The sequence below is a fragment of the Pseudomonas syringae group sp. J254-4 genome, assembly GCF_032586855.1.
Lineage (GTDB): Bacteria > Pseudomonadota > Gammaproteobacteria > Pseudomonadales > Pseudomonadaceae > Aquipseudomonas > Aquipseudomonas amygdali.
The window spans coordinates 22,297-38,621 of the sequence record NZ_JAWHOO010000030.1; the positions used below are offsets into that span (position 1 = coordinate 22,297).

General features: G+C 56.8%; 16 protein-coding genes. 9 read left to right on the forward strand and 7 right to left on the reverse strand.

Translation table 11 applies throughout. The features are described 5' to 3' along the window. Positions 1-126 precede the first annotated feature (126 nt). Positions 127-1,143, reverse strand: a complete 1,017-nt coding sequence (locus RYB09_RS24805) for a LacI family DNA-binding transcriptional regulator (protein ID WP_058400966.1) — start codon at positions 1,141-1,143, stop codon at positions 127-129. A gap of 282 nt (positions 1,144-1,425) precedes the next feature. Here RYB09_RS24805 and RYB09_RS24810 point away from each other — a divergent pair, with 282 nt between their 5' ends. The 3 genes from RYB09_RS24810 to csrA all read left to right on the forward strand — a co-directional run bounded on the left by RYB09_RS24810 (position 1,426) and on the right by csrA (position 4,114). Next, complete coding sequence (locus RYB09_RS24810; protein ID WP_058400965.1) at positions 1,426-1,914, forward strand: gluconokinase; 489 nt, start codon at positions 1,426-1,428, stop codon at positions 1,912-1,914. Positions 1,915-2,014: 100 nt separating this feature from the next. Then, positions 2,015-3,367, forward strand: a complete 1,353-nt coding sequence (locus RYB09_RS24815; protein WP_055005401.1) for a GntP family permease — start codon at positions 2,015-2,017, stop codon at positions 3,365-3,367. 558 nt (positions 3,368-3,925) lie between these two features. After that, positions 3,926-4,114 carry a carbon storage regulator CsrA gene (gene csrA, locus RYB09_RS24820; RefSeq protein WP_002554157.1) on the forward strand — a complete coding sequence of 63 codons (189 nt, stop codon included), beginning with the start codon at positions 3,926-3,928 and terminating at the stop codon, positions 4,112-4,114. A 115-nt stretch (positions 4,115-4,229) separates the two neighbouring features. Here csrA and RYB09_RS24825 read toward each other — a convergent pair whose 3' ends face one another. From RYB09_RS24825 to RYB09_RS24840, 4 genes are all read right to left on the reverse strand, one after another. Beyond that, a complete protein-coding gene (locus tag RYB09_RS24825) occupies positions 4,230-5,630 on the reverse strand; it encodes a lysine N(6)-hydroxylase/L-ornithine N(5)-oxygenase family protein (protein WP_230016481.1) in 1,401 nt (466 codons plus the stop codon). A gap of 247 nt (positions 5,631-5,877) precedes the next feature. Then, entirely contained in the window at positions 5,878-6,102 is a 225-nt protein-coding gene (locus tag RYB09_RS24830; protein WP_144439789.1) for a hypothetical protein, read from the reverse strand. A 192-nt stretch (positions 6,103-6,294) separates the two neighbouring features. Then, the gene (locus RYB09_RS24835; protein ID WP_058400963.1) at positions 6,295-6,555 is read right to left on the reverse strand and encodes a DUF1652 domain-containing protein; all 261 of its coding nucleotides are present in this window, start codon (positions 6,553-6,555) and stop codon (positions 6,295-6,297) included. Positions 6,556-7,013: 458 nt separating this feature from the next. Then, on the reverse strand, positions 7,014-7,496 hold the full coding sequence (locus tag RYB09_RS24840; protein ID WP_057403549.1) for a GNAT family N-acetyltransferase: 483 nt from the start codon (positions 7,494-7,496) through the stop codon (positions 7,014-7,016). Positions 7,497-7,859: 363 nt separating this feature from the next. On the opposite strand from RYB09_RS24840, the gene RYB09_RS24845 reads away from it, so the two are divergent. The 3 genes from RYB09_RS24845 (at position 7,860) to RYB09_RS24855 (ending at position 11,524) form a co-directional block, all read left to right on the forward strand. After that, positions 7,860-8,804, forward strand: coding sequence for an alpha/beta hydrolase (locus RYB09_RS24845; protein WP_058400962.1), 945 nt, complete (start codon positions 7,860-7,862; stop codon positions 8,802-8,804). 54 nt (positions 8,805-8,858) lie between these two features. After that, positions 8,859-9,296 (forward strand): GNAT family acetyltransferase, encoded by a 438-nt coding sequence (locus RYB09_RS24850; protein ID WP_058400961.1) that lies wholly within the window; start codon positions 8,859-8,861, stop codon positions 9,294-9,296. A 110-nt stretch (positions 9,297-9,406) separates the two neighbouring features. Continuing rightward, positions 9,407-11,524 (forward strand): TonB-dependent siderophore receptor, encoded by a 2,118-nt coding sequence (locus tag RYB09_RS24855; protein WP_080396264.1) that lies wholly within the window; start codon positions 9,407-9,409, stop codon positions 11,522-11,524. A gap of 57 nt (positions 11,525-11,581) precedes the next feature. Here the strand turns inward: RYB09_RS24855 and RYB09_RS24860 are convergent, their stop codons facing one another. Next, positions 11,582-12,103 carry a DUF3237 domain-containing protein gene (locus RYB09_RS24860; protein WP_058400959.1) on the reverse strand — a complete coding sequence of 174 codons (522 nt, stop codon included), beginning with the start codon at positions 12,101-12,103 and terminating at the stop codon, positions 11,582-11,584. Positions 12,104-12,327: 224 nt separating this feature from the next. Here RYB09_RS24860 and RYB09_RS24865 point away from each other — a divergent pair, with 224 nt between their 5' ends. The 3 genes from RYB09_RS24865 (at position 12,328) to RYB09_RS24875 (ending at position 15,339) form a co-directional block, all read left to right on the forward strand. Next, positions 12,328-12,957, forward strand: coding sequence for a TetR/AcrR family transcriptional regulator (locus tag RYB09_RS24865; protein WP_058400958.1), 630 nt, complete (start codon positions 12,328-12,330; stop codon positions 12,955-12,957). A 184-nt stretch (positions 12,958-13,141) separates the two neighbouring features. Further along, positions 13,142-14,770, forward strand: coding sequence for a methyl-accepting chemotaxis protein (locus RYB09_RS24870; RefSeq protein WP_058400957.1), 1,629 nt, complete (start codon positions 13,142-13,144; stop codon positions 14,768-14,770). A 140-nt stretch (positions 14,771-14,910) separates the two neighbouring features. Then, positions 14,911-15,339, forward strand: coding sequence for a nuclear transport factor 2 family protein (locus RYB09_RS24875; protein WP_058400981.1), 429 nt, complete (start codon positions 14,911-14,913; stop codon positions 15,337-15,339). A 27-nt stretch (positions 15,340-15,366) separates the two neighbouring features. On the opposite strand, the gene RYB09_RS24880 is transcribed toward RYB09_RS24875, so the two are convergent. Then, positions 15,367-16,248 (reverse strand): CAP domain-containing protein, encoded by an 882-nt coding sequence (locus tag RYB09_RS24880; protein WP_058400956.1) that lies wholly within the window; start codon positions 16,246-16,248, stop codon positions 15,367-15,369. Positions 16,249-16,325 lie beyond the last annotated feature (77 nt).

Below are 16,325 nucleotides of genomic sequence, written 5' to 3' on the forward strand. Positions count from 1 at the left end.
TCGGCAGGGTTGCAGGACAGGGCCGTCGGGCACTCCAGCCCGGCGGCGGGAAAGCCCGTAGCGCAACGACCACTGGTCAGCGTGATGGCCCGGGGGAAAGCATGCAGGGCTGGCCTTAAGAAAGACTCAGGAGCTTTCCCGTACCACCAGCTCAAACCCCAGATCCACCTGCGGATGCTGCGTGACACCGTCGAGCAAGCCCAGCAGCAGCTGTGCCGCGCGCTGCCCGACTTCCTCCCTGGGCGTACGTATCGAGGTCAGGCGCGGCACCATGTGGGCAGAACCGGGCAGGTCGTTGAAGCCCACCAGCGATACGCGTTCGGGAATGGCGACGCCCAGACGCAAAGCCTCAAGGGCCGCGCCCTGCGCGAGGTCGTCATTGCAGAAGAAAACCCCGTCGACATCCGGATGTTGCTCCAGCAGGCGGGCAAACAACTCACCACCCAGGCCAATCGAGGACGACTGAGGCGTCGAGACCTGCAGCTCGGGGTCGAACAGCCCGGCTTCCTCCAGCACCTGGCGAAACCCTGCCCCGCGCTGCAATACGCGAGGGTCGAGCTGAGCGGCCATGTAAGCCAGTCGACGGCGACCACGGCCCAACAGATGGCGTGCGGCTTCGGCCCCCGCCTGCTGTTGCGAGAAGCCAACGCAATAGGTACCCAGTCGAGTATCGAGTTCCATCATGTGTACGCAAGGTACGCCGCTGGTTTCAAGCATCTGGCGCGACGCTGCGGTGTGGTCGAAACCGGTCAGCAGAATACCCCGCGGACGATTGACCAGATGGTTGCGCAGCAGTTTCTCTTCCTCGTCGGGCGAGTAGTGATAGTTGCCGATCACCACGTCCAGACCGCGGATACGCAACACCTCCTGAATGGCCTCCAGCGTCTCGATAAACAACTGGTTGGAAAGCGAAGGCACCAGCACCACGACGGTCTGGCTGCAGGAAGAGGCCAGCGCCCTGGCTGCAGGATTGGCGACATAGCCCAGGGTCTGTGCCGCAGCGCGGACCTTTTCCGCCAGCTCCGGCGCAACGGTGGTAACGCCGCGCAGCGCCCGGGAGGCCGTGATCGGCGACACGGCGGCAAGCCTCGCCACCTCATTGAGCGTAGGGCGACCAGTAGAGCGGGAACCAATGCGGATCATGCGTTGCCAACTAACATAGGGGTTGCCAAATGTGTCGAATGCCCCATAAGGTAGCGCTGTCTCATGGAAGGTGACAATGCTTTATCGCTGGTTTCACATGGGCCACCCGGTCAGGGTCGCCGCGGAGAACAGCCTCCAATGCTTATTGATGAGCTCAAAACAACGACAAAAACTGGAACAGCCCGGGCTGAGCCTGATGTCCACCGGACAAAGACAGCGCTGTCTCCAGATGAGGTGCCTACTGTGACAACTGCGAATACTGCTATTTCCGCCCTTGTGGTAATGGGTGTTTCTGGCTGCGGCAAAAGCGCCGTCGGTGCCGAGATCGCCCGCAACAGCGGCGGTCGCCTGATCGAAGGCGATGCGTTCCACCCCCCGGCAAATATCGAAAAGATGAGCGCCGGAACCCCTCTCAACGATGAAGACCGCGCCGGCTGGCTGACCCGCCTGGGCGAAGAGATGGCTGCTGCCCTGGCAAACGGCGAGCACCCTGTGCTGACCTGCTCCTCGCTCAAGCTTATCTATCGCCAGCGTCTGCGCGATGCCGTGCCTGGCCTGGGCTTTGTTTTTCTGGAACTCAGCAAGGAACTTGCCGCCGAACGTTGCTCGCACCGGCCGGGGCATTTCATGCCCGCAAGTCTGGTGGACAGCCAGTTCGCAACCCTTGAGCCGCCCTATGGCGAGCCGCTGACACTGATCGTCGATGCATCGCAGCCTATCGCTGTCATCGGTGAACAAGCCGCAGCATGGTGGAAAGACTCCCACGCCTGATAAAGGCGTGAGCGCAGAAGACAGCGCTGTCTTGCGTACACACGATAAAAACGTCGGCGCTGTTAACAGCTCCTTAAAACAATAAACCGGAGAAACACCCATGTTCGGTATGACCCATGAGACGTTCCTGCTCGTCGATGCGTTGGTGACCATCGTCGGCCTGGTGCTGCTGATCACCACCTTCAAAGTGCACCCTTTCGTCGCGCTGACCCTGGCGGCAGGCTTTCTTGGCCTGACCTCGGGAATGCCGGTTGAAAAAGTCATGAAATCCTTCCAGGACGGCTTCGGTGGCGTGCTGGGCTTCGTCGGTATTATTCTCGGTCTGGGCACCATGCTCGGCAAGCTGATGGCCGACTCGGGCGGCGCAGACCAGATTGCGCAAACCTTGATACGTACCTTCGGCAAGCAGAAAGTGCACTGGGCAATGATGTTCTCGGCCTTTCTGGTAGGCATCCCGCTGTTCTTCGAGATCGGCTTTGTGTTGCTGATCCCGCTGGTGTTCATTGTTGCCCGTCGTACCGGCGTATCCATCGTCAAGATCGGTATCCCGCTGCTGGCAGGCCTGTCAGCGGTGCACGGTCTGGTTCCGCCACATCCGGGGCCGTTGCTGGCCATCGGCATTTTCGGTGCCGACATTGGCAAGACCATTTTTTACGGACTGATCGTTGCACTGCCGACGGCCATCATCGCTGGCCCGATCTTCGGCAACTGGATTTCCAAAAGCATTCCTGGCACGCCTTCAAAGGAACTGATGGACCAGATTGCCAAAGAGTCCAGCACTGAAAACCTGCCAGGCTTCGGCATTACGCTGGTGACCATCCTGCTGCCGGTCTTCCTGATGCTGCTCAAGACCTTTGCCGATGTGGTGTTGCCGGAAAACAACATGTTCCGCATCTGGATGGACCTGATTGGTCACCCGATCAGCGCCCTCCTCGCAGCGCTTTTGCTGGCGTTCTACACCTTTGGTGCAGCGCGTGGCTTTGACCGTACAAAAATCATGAAACTGCTGGACCAGAGCCTGGCACCGGTTGCGGCAATCGTTCTGATCGTGGGTGCAGGCGGTGGCTTCAAGCAAATGCTGGTCGCCAGCGGCGTGGGCGACGTGATCGGACACATGGCTGTGCAGGCTCAGATCAACCCGATCATGCTGGCCTGGCTGGTGGCTGCCGTCATCCGTATTGCAACCGGTTCGGCTACCGTGGCAACCATCACCGGTGCAGGTATCGTGGCACCCGTAGTCGGCCTGATTCCCGGCGTCAACCGCGAGCTGCTGGTGCTGGCAACCGGTGCCGGTTCGTTGATCCTCTCGCACGTCAATGATGCCGGTTTCTGGCTGGTGAAGCAGTACTTCAACATGACGGTTGCCGAAACCTTCAAGACCTGGACGGTGATGGAAACCATCCTGTCGGTGGTCGGCCTGATCTTCATCATGTTGCTGTCGATGGCGCTCTAAGCCCATTACAGGCAGGGCCTTTGCGGGCTATGAAACCCGCGAAGGCCAACGCCTTGCTGTACATCGCATCTCTGCGCCGCAGCGCGCATTCCGAATCTGGCACCCAGTGTCTCTGACAGGGTTAACGCGCCGGAGCGTAGAAGCAACAGTAACCCGGCAGCCCTTTCCTACATCCCCGCTCAACACTTTCAACTGAATTTTCAGAAAGTCCGAGCAATCTCGCAAAGTCATGCCTACGCTTACACTCATGCCGAGATGGGCTTATCCCGCCTCGTCGAGTGAGACGATGACGACCTCAAAGCGTGCAGCGGTTCACGATACTTTTTACATGACGCCAGTAAATACGGGCATTTTCACGTCGAAACGGGCAGAATTGGCGCGCTCGTCGTATCGCAGATGCAAATCTCGATGACAAGAAAATGAACCGAGGGAATTTAATTCACCCATGTGACGTCATAAGACGGATGCATTTGGATGCACTCGGCAACAATCACCACGCAAAGGCAAACGCCAGCCTCTTGAGAGAGGCGTTTTCAAGAGGCCATCAAGGAAAAGATTATGTTGATACTCACTCGCAAAGTAGGCGAAAGCATAAACATCGGTGACGAGATCACTGTCACGATTCTTGGCGTTCAAGGGCTTCAGGTCCGCCTGGGCATCAATGCACCAAAAAATGTTTCAGTGCATCGTGAAGAAATCTACAAACGTATCCAGGCAGAACTGGCTCCAAACCAGGACCCACAATAATTCCTGCAGCACCCCCTTATTCAATGTTGATTTGCCATTTACTGGCAAACAGCCGTACGGCGTCCCTGGGACGCCGTTTTTTATGGTGCTGTTTACCCATCCCTGTAATCGCTGCCTAAACCGCCTGTATGTGAAGCGCTGCCTGCATGAACAAGTCCAGCCCGGGTACCACGGCAACAGCAGTGGGACAGGACAGCCTGCTGGTGACGGCCTCAACCACTGCTCGGCTTGCGTCATGGTGAAACTGCCAGACACCGTAAATACGTCCATTGAAGGCGGGCTCACTGCCCAGATGCGGATCGACGCCAAGCCCGGCCCCCAGACCAAAAAGATACAGGCCCTTCAGTCGACGCCCCTGCTGGTCCAACGGACAGCCGCAAGCGTCGGATTCAAGACCGCCCTTTGTCTCGCGCAGATGGATGAAGTTGCCTTGGGCATCTCTTAGCGTCGGCAGCACGGGTTGATAGCCAGAGCACTGCACAACCACCGCCGATCCGGCAAGCGCTAGCCGGGCCAGCTCGTGGTCATCAGGTCGCCCACCCAACGTCTGCAGCATCTGCACGCGCACCCCCGTCTTGCCGACACGGCCGCTACACAGCGCCTCGCGTCCAATATCCAGCGCCCGATAGCGCAAGCCGCCGGAGCGGTTGACCCGACCTGATACCGGACACACATCGTGTTGAGTATCGAAAAGGTAACCAGCCGCCATTGCCTGTTCGACACTTTCGTAAAACAGCCTGATGCGGCTTCGATGAATAAGCGTCAGTTCCTGCAAACCCGCGAACTCCAGTGCATCTGCCAGATTTTCCAGCATTGAAAATGCACTGTGTGACCCACCCACAATCGTGATTCTCCCCTTACCGACCAGCGCGGGACCGAACACTTCGCGTAATTGCACCGCATTCATACGCAGCAACCTGTCGGCGCTTTGAATATTCACATTGCCCGGCAACGCCAGCCCCTGCCCTGAGAGAGCGTCAATCAGGTGTTGAGGGTCCTGACGTCCACCCAGATTGAGTACCAGCACCCGGCAGCGCACACGTCTTTTGCCGTGCGGACCGTCAACGTGCAGGCAGAATGTGTCGCCGTCACTCACCACCTCTTCAATGGTCGTACCGGACCAGACTTTTACTCCGTAGCGCTGCATGATGTGGTCGAGTACCAGCCTGGCGGCCTCGGCCATGAGCAGACCGGCATCAGATAACTGCGGCGCGCTTTGCGCCTGCGCGTTGATACGCCAATACGCTGCCGAGTTTTCCAGCGGCTCGAATACCTCACGCAACGCCGGATCGCGCAGGCAATCGATGAATACATCGCCCACAGAATTGGCGGTAATCCGATACTCTCCCAGCACGCCTGCTCCGGGCCGGTCGCCTGCATCAATGACGATCAATCCTTTCGCGGCAATTCCAGGCATTGCGCCGGTCTTCAGGGCATTGAACAAAAACCCCATGCCGGCGAGCCCGGCCCCTCCGACGACGCAGCCGCAGGTTGTTTCCATACCGTTATCAAACATGATGATGCTCCATCGTCATTTCATACGTTGGTGCAGCACAGAAGTTCTGGATGATCGAGTGCCTGGCTGATCAGGCGAACCAGCGTCCCTGCACGATTCGAGGCGAAACACATACAACCGAACACCGACAAAGGCTCATTCACCGAAGTGATGAGTCGTCATGAAACAGTGTTTTTTACAGAAAGTTACAACACGTAAAACAGGCGGGATCTTGCAGTAACGGAGTGGGCAATAAAACTGCCCAATGCTACCGCCCGTTTTTAAAGGCGGCGTTTTTATCAAGTGGAAAAGCGTGACAATGCGTTACGCATTCAGGAGGCAATCGAATATTTGCAAAGAAACGCAAAAGTGTCAAATAGGCAAAGCGTTGCGCAAACAGTTCAGGGTTGCGCTGTAAGCTGATGATTTCACGGCGCTTGTGCTTTTTAAACCCTTGGCGGGCGTACAGTCCAAGATTGTTAAAAAGTTTCATGAATTTCTCTTATTTTTTTATCGCCCGGCCCTGAAACAGCATGACTCCGGCGCTGTTAAATTGACGAGCGACGGAACGGCGAGTTTTGCCCGGAAAAACTAAAACCCACAACCGCACAAACGACAAGGCCCCGATCAACACTGATCGAGGCCTTGCTGCGTGATGCCAAGGCATCAGGGGGATGAAGCAGTATCAGGCAGCGCTGTAATGCGCTTGTGACGCCCTGGCTTTTGCCGGCTCTTCACGCAACCCGGCTACCAGCGCAGAGATATCCCGCACGGTCTTGATGCGGCTGAGCGGGAGGCTCGTCTGGCGATGGGTGCGCCCGGACACTGGATCGCTTATTTGCACCGTCATCTGATCGTTGGCAATGGTGCAGGTGCAACGCAACGGCAGGAATGCACGTTCAACGATACTCCTGAGTTCTAACTCAGACAGTCCACTCGTAATCATCTCTTTATCTCCTTATGGGTGTAAGCATGTCCCGACCATGACAAATTTTGACAATTTTTATTGTTGATGACCCTTTTAAAAACGGCCCAGACCAGCCCGCCAATTATCTGTCGTCACTCGCGTTATGCTTAGACGAGTTATACACCTCACGCGCCCCTTATAGCAACTTCCACAACCGAATAACCCAACCCCTTTTAACGCCGTTCCTTATTGAAGAATCAGCAGAAAAAACGATTCACCGTAATGATTTCCAGCGTACTACCGCCTGACATGAATCACCGCGCACAAACGTGACACCAGAAAACAGCATTAATACTGACGAACGGTCGACGGCCGGGGCGGAGTTATCTGAAAAATTAACCAGACACTGTTATCGAGTCACTTGAAAAACGGCTTAAAGATAAAAGGCACGCCCGGGCCGATGCAACAATGGCCGGGCGCGCGCCCGCATGAAAAACTTACTGTTCCGAGCCAGACAGGCGCAGATGGATCAGCGCCACTCGTGCGCCTTGTTTATCGCGTTTCTCTTCGATGGCGTAAGGGCGAAACCCCATCCGCGGGTAAAACAGCAATCCGGGGACGTTGTGGTTGTAGCAGGATGCAATCAGCTCAGTCGCTTCGTGCTTGTCAAAGGCGATCCCCATCATGCTGGTGATCATGTAGCGCCCTACCCCTTTGGAGCGGGCCTTCGGAGCGATGATCACGTTACCCAGCGAACAGCGGCCGCGAAATTCGCATTGAGAGAAATTGGCAAACCCGACAACTTCGCCATCCATCTCGATGACGGTCGAGTCGTGACGGGTCTCCAGCGCTGCGCTGAGTTGCTCGGCGGTCAGCGGGTAAGTGGCTCTGGGGAACATGTAGAACAGTTCGTCGGCATTCTGCGGCAGTTCGCAAATCGTGGGGATGTCTTTTTCTTCCAGGGGACGGTGATGGAACATGGGCGGTAACCTCTTGAAGAAATTGAAGAAAGCGCGAGTAAACGTCAAGCTGATCAGCGACTCGGGCGACGACAGGTGACAAAAATACAGCGCCCGCTCCATCACAGCATAATCCCCGGCTATCGAAAAAGGCACCTCAATAACGAATTGTGCTAATGAGCGTCTTTGTTGACACTGCATTCGGACCTTCTGGCGCAACGTATTGAAGCGTAGGGTTTTGCGTGTACATCGCGATTGCTCAGTTTGAAAACGTACCCGCCCCCCCTCTGTGCAATATCCTGTAACCCATGTTTGGCGACTCGTCTTGCAACCCTGACGCAGAACCGGCATTTATTTCACTTTGTTGACTGGAACATGCGTCTTATGCCGATTTCGCCCCTGGCTCGCTTCAAGGCTCGTCCGATCAAATGGGTCTGCATGTTAGCCATCATTATCGGCCTCCCGGTCGGCTGTGCAGTGCTTGAGCACAAGGAGCGCGAGCTGGTGTTTCGCATCGAGCCCGGCACCGCAAGCTGGTACAGCGGTCTGCCCGCCGATGTGCAGGAGATCGAACTCAGCGCACCGTCATTTGGACCATCGCAGAATATCCACGCCTGGTGGTGGCCCGCATCGGACAAGAACGCACCGGCCGTGCTGTACCTGCATGGCTCAAGATGGAACCTGACCGGCCAGCTGTTCCGTATCCAGCAACTCAAGGCGCAGGGCTACTCGATACTGGCAATCGATTATCGGGGCTTCGGGCAGAGCATGGGCCAGTTGCCGTCCGAGAAGTCGGTGTACGAAGATGCACGCATTGCCTGGGCACGCCTGAAACAACTGCAGCCCGATCCGCAGCGCAGGCTGATCTATGGGCACTCGCTGGGCGGCGCAGTTGCGGTGGATCTGGCCGCCGAACTGGGCAATGACGCAGAAAAGGACAACACACCGATTCAGGCCCGCGGGCTGATAATAGAATCTACCTTCACCAACCTGGCCGATGTGGCCACCGCACTGGCCAATACCTCGCTGCCTGTGCGCTGGCTGCTGTCGCAGAAGTTCGACTCTCTGGACAAGATTGCAGACATCCACATGCCGGTGCTGATCGTGCACGGCACCGAGGATCGCTACGTACCGGCACGCTTCAGCGAGCAGCTGTTCGAAGCGGCGCAGGAACCCAAGAAACTGATACTGGTGCCTGGCGGTACGCACAACAACAGCATGCAGATCGGCCAGCCCGCCTATAGTAGGGCCATCCGTACGTTGCTCGATACACCCACATCACTGCCCAGGGTGACGACACAGGACCAGCCGGCAAAGAACGCTGGTTAGACATGGCCGGACACGACGCAGTAGTCTCTGGGCTCATCACTCAGGGACCGCGCAATGAACTGCATTGTCGAGTATTCAGATCCGCATCACCGCCTTGCCGTCATCGAGCTGTGGAAGACAGTCTTCAATGACCCCATGCCGCATAACCGCCCGGAGTTGTCGATCGACAAGAAACTGGCTGTCGGGGACCGGTTGTTTTTCGTCGCAGTCATGGACGGCCGCGTGACCGGGACCATTCTTGCCGGTTACGACGGCCATCGCGGCTGGCTGTATTCGGTCGCGGTTGCCCCGCACCAGCGCGGCAAAGGACTGGGAACAGCACTGGTCAGGCACGCAGAACAGGCTCTTGCGGACCTTGGCTGCGTCAAGATCAACCTGCAGATTCATACGTTCAACGAAAGTGTGCAGGCCTTTTATCAAACACTGGGGTACACGTCCGAGCCCATCATCAGCATGGGCAAGCGGATTGACGCCAACGTCGATACTCATTAATGACCTGAGAGGCCCCTTGTTTGCAGAGCAACGGTCTCAATCATTTATTTACATGAGAATCAGTATCAAATTACAATTATTGCTATTAACGTCCTTGCTGAGCATTTCCCTTGAGCACCTCCTCCCAATGTCCTCGCCGTTCCGGCTCTTTTTTGCTGTCCGCACTTTCACTGGCGATGTGCGCCAGCGGCGCAGTGCATGCTGCTGAAACCGCAACCTTGCCTGCCACCCAGGTATCCGCCGCCGCTACCGAAGGCCGGGAAGGCTACAGCGCAGAAAGCACCAGCACCGCGAGCAAGAGTGATGTGCCGCTCAAGGAGGAGGCACAGTCGGTCAATGTGGTAACACCGCAGACCATCGCCGACTACAACGTGCGCTCGCTGGACGATGCGATGAAGTTTGTCAGCGGCGTCAGCCAGGGCAACACGCTGGGCAACACCAAGGACTCGGTGATCAAGCGTGGCTTCGGTACCAACGACGACGGCTCGGTCCTGCGCGATGGCGTACGCTCGGTGGTATCGAAAAACTTCGGTGCCACCACCGAGCGCGTTGAAGTACTCAAAGGTCCGGCATCGCTGCTGTACGGCGCGATGGAGCCGGGTGGCGTGATCAACGTGATCAGCAAACAACCGCAATATGTGCAAAGCACCACGCTCAGTGGCTCGGCCTACAGCGAAGGCGGTGGCAGTTTCGGCATCGACACCACCGGACCGCTGGGCGATTCCGGGCTGGCCTACCGACTGGTGGCAGAGCGTCAGAGCGAGGACTATTGGCGTAACTATGGCGTCGACCAGCACACCCTGATCGCGCCCTCTTTGTCCTGGACCGGAGAGCGCGCCAGCCTGACGCTCGCCTACGAATACAACGATTACATCAGCCCGTTCGACCGCGGCACGGTGTTCACGGGTGGTCATCCGGCCGATATCAGCTATGACAAGCGGCTCGACGAAAAATGGTCAAATACCGTGGGCATCAGCGAAACCGCAACCGCGCGCTTCGAGTATCAGCTTAGTGATGACTGGAAAACCCGTCTGACCTACGGCTGGAACAACGACCGCTACAGCCTCTCGATAGCCCAGCCAAGCACATTGTCCAGCAGCGGTGTGCTGCGTCGTCAGGCCAATGGCGGCCACTATGATTATGAAACGCGTTATGCCAGCTGGGACTTCATCGGCAAGCAAGAGATTCTTGGCCAGCAACATGATCTGTTGATCGGTGCCGAGCAGGAAGACTCCGACAAGTATCGCGGCAAGACCTACCGCAACACGGCTCAAAACGGCTTCAATATCTTTTCGCCGGTGTATGGCAGCCTGGCCGAGCCCAGTGTGGTCAGCGCGGCGAACAGCAACCTGAGCAATCAACTGACCTCATCTTCCCTGTACCTCAAGGATAACTGGCACCTGAATGACCGCTGGATTCTGGTCTTGGGTGGTCGCTATCAGCATTATGACCAGTACATCAAACAAGGCCTTGGTGCTAGCCGCAACACTAACCTGGACAAAAATGACGATATATTCCTGCCGATGGCGGGCGTGGTATTCAAGGTCAATGAAGACCTGTCGCTGTACGGCAACTACAGCCGCTCCTTCGTTCCCAATGAGGCCGTCAACGATGACGGCACCACCTTCGACCCGGAAGAAGGCCGTAGTTACGAAGTCGGGGCCAAATATGCACTGGCACCGGAACTCAACTTCAACCTCGCCGTGTTTGACATCGAGAAGAAAAATGTCGTGACCACCGTTACTACCGGCGTCAGCGAGGCGGCTGGCAAAGTGGGCTCACAGGGCGTGGAGCTGGACGTGACAGGCCGCATCGCCGAGCGCTGGGACATGATCGGAACTTATGCCTACACACATACCGAAGTGCTCGATGACCCCAAAAACGAGGGCAATCGTCTGAGTCAGGCACCCAAGCACACTGCCAGCCTGTACCTCACCCACCATCTGCAAGTCCCGTCCGGTCTGGGCGAATGGCATGCCGGTGGTGGCGCGCGCTATGTCGGTGATCGGGCGGGTGACAACGCAAACACGTTCTACATGAGCAGCTACACCGTGGCTGATGCGTTCCTGCGCTGGGATGTGCCGATGGCCGGTTATAAAACCCGCCTGCAATTGAACGTGGATAACCTGTTCGACAAGCAGTACTACCCCTCCAGCACCGACAGCCAGTTGCAGGTCAACGTTGGCGAGCCGCGCACCGCGCGCCTAAGCGCCAGCGTCACCTTTTAAGTAGTTGCAACGGGGCAGGCCTGAAAAGGCCTCCCCACGCCCAACCAAAAGGACGAATCAGGACTTCATCCGGTAAAAACTGATCAGCGTTTCATTGTCTTGAATGTATTCGGTCTTGCCAATGAAGGCGCTCTTTTCCAGCCATTCATTAGGCCCAAGGGAAACCTTGAAGCGCGGCGTGCACGTGCATTGGTAATGGCCGTCACTGATCGGCCAGACCCCGTTCTGCAATTCCTGCTGACCCACTTCGTCCATGAGCAGGACACCCCGGCTTTCAACGCTGATCAATTCACCCAATTGCGTGACCAGGGTGAAACAAGTGTCCACAAAGGCAAGCTCGGATGACAATTCAACCTGCATACAGCTACCGCCAGCCAGCACCGAGCCACTGAAATATTCGGCATGGAACTCACCGCCCAGAATCCTGCTGTTGCTACGCAGTCCATCGCTGCATATGCCCATAAGCACAGGAACGTCGGTCTTCAGAATGACGGTCAGCACTTTCTCAAGCTGAGGCGCCACTGCTGCATTACCACGAAAAGAGCGTTTGACGGGTTTCTTGAAATCGATGACGTTCATGGACCTGTTCACTCCATCGTTGAATCAATTCGGGCAATGGATGGCTGGGTCCAGCCATCGGATTTGCAAAATATAGAGCGCCTCGATCCGTCGGCATTTATCTGCGCTGTCTTTTCCAGTAAGCTCCTTGGAACCGGCTGAAATCGTACCGAACGGTTCAGTTCCAGTCTAGAGAATTTTGCATTTACTGTACTACCCGGTTCACTAAGGGATTGAGGATATAAATGAAGGTGCGTACTGAAGCACGCCGCGAAGCCATCATCGATGCCGCAGCAAGCGTCTTCCTTGAAATGGGCTACGAACGTGCGTCGATGAATGAAGTCACCAAACGGATGGGCGGCTCCAAAGCAACGATCTACAGTTACTTCCCCTCCAAGGAGGAACTGTTCATCGCCGTGGTCAACAGGGTTGCAACCGCTCATCTTGCCGAGGCCGTTTCAGAACTGGCGATCTCTGTCGACAAGGACCCCGATACAGAATTAGACCTGCGAACGTTGTTCACGCGCTTCGGCGAGCGAATGCTCATGGTACTCATCAATGATGACAGCGCGTTGGCGGTGTACCGCATGGTAGTAGCCGAATCCGGGCACTCCGACATCGGTACTATGTTCTATGACTCAGGCCCCAGGGAGTTCCTGCAGACAGTGACGACGCTGATGAATGCGGCCATGCAACGTGGCCAGCTACGTACCACTGACCCACATATCGCAGCGCTGCAACTCACCTCGCTGCTGACCGCGGAAACCGACATTCGCCTTTATCAGCAAGCACCCGCACGCTTGAGCGTCGAGCAGATTCAGAGCATGGTCAAACGAGCAGTCGATACCTTCATGCTGGGCATGGAAAAGCGCTGATTCACCGGGCTGCGGCAGGCAGCCTTTTTAAATGCTGTTTAAAATGTAAAACCGCCGGTGCACGACATGTTTGCTTACGATTTATCCGGATAACCTGATCCAGACCTTGATTCCAGATTCGTGCCGCACGTAAAGAAATCCCGAAGGCAGGCGATAGCCTATTGCCCACTTCGGAGAAGTAATAATGATCCTGCGAAAACTCAATCTTGCACCGCGTTCGGCTTTATGTTTCGGTATTTTCTGCCTGATGATCGTTGCACTGGGCCTGCTGGCCCTGCGTCAGGCAGCACTTCTCAACACTGCAGAAAAATTCATCGAAACCAACGTGCTGCCCAGCGTAAAACTGCTCGGTTCCCTGGACAGGGAGTTTGTGAGCATCAGGGGCAACAATGCCCGACTTCGTAACCCCCTTGAGCCGCAGGATCGCAGGACCAAGGCACTTAGCGACATTCAACAATCCCGCTCATTGATCGCCAGTCTTTCGGACTCCCTCAGCAAACTGATCGTTACCCCTCAAGGGCGTCAGACGTTCGACGAGCTGGTCAAAGCCAATGTCGACTATCAAAAAGCCCAGGATCGCTACCTGGCCGCTGTTGCAGCGGGCGATCTGGAAGGGGCAGTTGCCATTTCCAATGGCGACATGAAAAGTGCGGCGGATCAGGTCGAAAACACGCAGAAAAAACTCATCGGCATCAACGACAGCAAAGCGCAAAAAGCGGGTGATCAAGCCGAATCTGCTTATCAGCAAACCTTGTGGATGGTGAGTATTTTCATCGCGGTCGGCGTGATTGCTACCCTTCTGCTGGCCTGGATGTATACCCGCAGCCTGACCCAGCCAATCGGTGAGTCGCTGAACATTGCGCAACGCATCGCGGCCAATGACCTGAGCAAAGACATTCCGCAAGACGGCAGTGATGAAGCGGCCAGACTGATCGCCGCACTGGCGTTGATGCAATCCAACCTGCGCAGTGCCCTGACCCTGATCGGCGACTCTTCCACCCAACTGGCCGCCACTTCCGAAGAAATGCACGCTGTCACCGAAGATGCGTCGCGCACCATTCAGCGCCAGAGCAACGAGATCGAGATGGCAGCTACGGCCGTCAACCAGATGAGCGCGGCGGTAGAGGAAGTCGCCAGCAACGCCGCATCGGCATCGGAGGTGACGTCTCAATCGAGCACCGCAGCCATGGCCGGACGTGCGCAGGTCGATGAGACGGTCACGGCGATCAACCTGATGGTCTCCAAAGTGCAGATCACCTCAACCGAGGTGCAGGGCCTGGCGGTCATGGCAACGGACATCAGCAAGGTGCTGGATGTGATTCGCGCCATCGCCGAACAAACCAACCTGCTGGCACTCAACGCTGCGATCGAGGCAGCCCGTGCAGGCGAAGCCGGGCGAGGTTTTGCCGTGGTCGCGGACGAGGTACGGGCATTGGCGCACCGTACCCAGCAATCGACCCGCGAAATCGAACAGATGGTCGGCTCGATCCAGACCGGCACCGGTAACGCTGTTACATCCATGGAGCAGACCAGCGTTCAGGCACACAAGACTCTGGAGATGGCCAATGGTGCCGGCAAGGCGCTGCTCGAAATTACCGAATCCATCAGCCAGATCAACGAACGCAATCTGATGATCGCTACCGCTGCCGAAGAGCAGGCCCAGGTCGCTCGTGAGGTCGACAGGAGCCTGGTCAGCATTCGTGACCTGTCCAGTCAGACCTCCGAGGGTTCCAATCAGACCGCCATCGCCACTGCCGAGTTGTCGACGCTGGCGTCAGGCCTGAACCGTCTCACCAAACAGTTCCGCGTTTAAGCGCTATCGCCGGGAAGCGCGCTTCCCGGCATCTCCCCTTGTCGAATGGCCTGCCCTGATCTAAGTTGTACGACGACAGATGAATTAGTCATCTGCGCGGGCTTCGCTCACATTCAATAATGACAAGAAAAGGGATGAACATGAAAAAGCTGACACTGCTAATGGCGTTTCTGTGCCTGTTTACCGGTTACGCCGCAGCGGCAACTTCAGACGAGACTGATGTTGCCGAGGCGGTAGACAAGCTCACGCAAGCCATGTGGCACAAGGACATAAAGCAACTCAATGCGCTGACCGCCGACAACCTCACGTATGGACACTCCAGCGGCAACATTCAGGACAAGAAAGCGTTCATCGCAGACATCGAAACCGGCAAGAGCGCCTTTAACGACCTGAAGATGCTCAATCAGAAAATCATCCTTTCCGGCGACACCGCTCTGGTGCGCAATCATTTCTCGGCACAGGCAGTGAACAGCGGCAAGGTTGTGCCGACCGAAATCGAGAACTTCCAGATCTGGCAAAAGCAGAATGGCCAATGGCTGCTCATCGGCCGTCAGGCATTCCGCTTTTAACGCATCGGTTCAAGGCCGCGGCAGGCGCTACTGCTGCGTGCCGAACATAGCCGTCCAGTAAATCCCTGCGTCACTTTTCGGGTCCATCGCGTAGGCTGCTCCCAGCTCGCGGAAATCAGGGCTCATCAGGTTGGCGCAGTGGCCCGGGCTCAACAGCCAGCCGTCCACTACCTTGCGCGCACTGTCCTGGCCTGCGGCAATGTTCTCACCGACCTGCTGGCCTATATAGCCAGCAAGCTCGGCCCGATCGCCAGGCGTGCGGCCGTCGCGATCCTTGTGGTCAAAGAAGTTCTGATTGGCCATTGCCTGCGAATGACGTTGTGCGGCAGTGCCCAGAACAAGGTTCCAGACCAGTGGCGTGGTAGCAGCGAAGGATTGCGTACCGCACTGGCGCGCCTGGGTACGGGCGTTATTGACCATTTCCAGAATCTTTTGCCCTTCTGCCTGCCAATCGCCAAGACGCGAAGCCACCAGCGAGCGTGCCAGGACAATGCGCCAGTCTCGCCCTTGCCGGCTAACCCCGATGTCGACGAATTGCGGGTCCAGCACTACCCGGCAAAAACTCTCCAGCACCGCTTTAAGTGCCGAGTCAGCGTCATTGGGGCCGGACAGACTGATCGCTTGCACGGTAACCATTGGATAGGAGGCACGCGTCAGCGCCTGTTGCAGATCCAGATTGCCACTGGCGGGCAGCACCAGACGTGCATCGCTGGTCAGTGGCGGCAGTTCCATGGATACCTGCTCGCCACAGCGTTGTGCCTGACCGCGATAGGCGTTGATGGATTCGACCAGTTGCGTTTCATCGCTGGCCAGCGCAGCACTGGAAAAGATTCCAGAGCACAGCAGCGCCATAAATGATAACCATACTCTCGGGAGCGACAGGCGCAGGGTGTTGAAAATGACAGGCATGAAAAGTCTCTCTCGGGCTGAGTCCGCCTATGATGCGCGAAATGCCCCGGTCGGGCGCAACGCCTTTTTCATGCCAG

Excerpts from the sequence above, each read along its gene's own strand:
- RYB09_RS24815 (WP_055005401.1), top strand. The coding sequence starts at position 2,015 with ATGTTCGGTATGACCCATGAGACGTTCCTGCTCGTCGATGCGTTGGTG.
- RYB09_RS24840 (WP_057403549.1), bottom strand. The coding sequence starts at position 7,496 with ATGTTCCATCACCGTCCCCTGGAAGAAAAAGACATCCCCACGATTTGC.
- RYB09_RS24810 (WP_058400965.1), top strand. The coding sequence starts at position 1,426 with ATGGGTGTTTCTGGCTGCGGCAAAAGCGCCGTCGGTGCCGAGATCGCC.
- RYB09_RS24835 (WP_058400963.1), bottom strand. The coding sequence starts at position 6,555 with ATGATTACGAGTGGACTGTCTGAGTTAGAACTCAGGAGTATCGTTGAA.
- RYB09_RS24805 (WP_058400966.1), bottom strand. The coding sequence starts at position 1,143 with ATGATCCGCATTGGTTCCCGCTCTACTGGTCGCCCTACGCTCAATGAG.
- RYB09_RS24870 (WP_058400957.1), top strand. The coding sequence starts at position 13,142 with ATGATCCTGCGAAAACTCAATCTTGCACCGCGTTCGGCTTTATGTTTC.
- RYB09_RS24860 (WP_058400959.1), bottom strand. The coding sequence starts at position 12,103 with ATGAACGTCATCGATTTCAAGAAACCCGTCAAACGCTCTTTTCGTGGT.
- RYB09_RS24845 (WP_058400962.1), top strand. The coding sequence starts at position 7,860 with ATGCCGATTTCGCCCCTGGCTCGCTTCAAGGCTCGTCCGATCAAATGG.
- RYB09_RS24865 (WP_058400958.1), top strand. The coding sequence starts at position 12,328 with ATGAAGGTGCGTACTGAAGCACGCCGCGAAGCCATCATCGATGCCGCA.
- csrA (WP_002554157.1), top strand. The coding sequence starts at position 3,926 with ATGTTGATACTCACTCGCAAAGTAGGCGAAAGCATAAACATCGGTGAC.
- RYB09_RS24875 (WP_058400981.1), top strand. The coding sequence starts at position 14,911 with ATGAAAAAGCTGACACTGCTAATGGCGTTTCTGTGCCTGTTTACCGGT.
- RYB09_RS24880 (WP_058400956.1), bottom strand. The coding sequence starts at position 16,248 with ATGCCTGTCATTTTCAACACCCTGCGCCTGTCGCTCCCGAGAGTATGG.
- RYB09_RS24825 (WP_230016481.1), bottom strand. The coding sequence starts at position 5,630 with ATGTTTGATAACGGTATGGAAACAACCTGCGGCTGCGTCGTCGGAGGG.
- RYB09_RS24850 (WP_058400961.1), top strand. The coding sequence starts at position 8,859 with ATGAACTGCATTGTCGAGTATTCAGATCCGCATCACCGCCTTGCCGTC.
- RYB09_RS24830 (WP_144439789.1), bottom strand. The coding sequence starts at position 6,102 with ATGAAACTTTTTAACAATCTTGGACTGTACGCCCGCCAAGGGTTTAAA.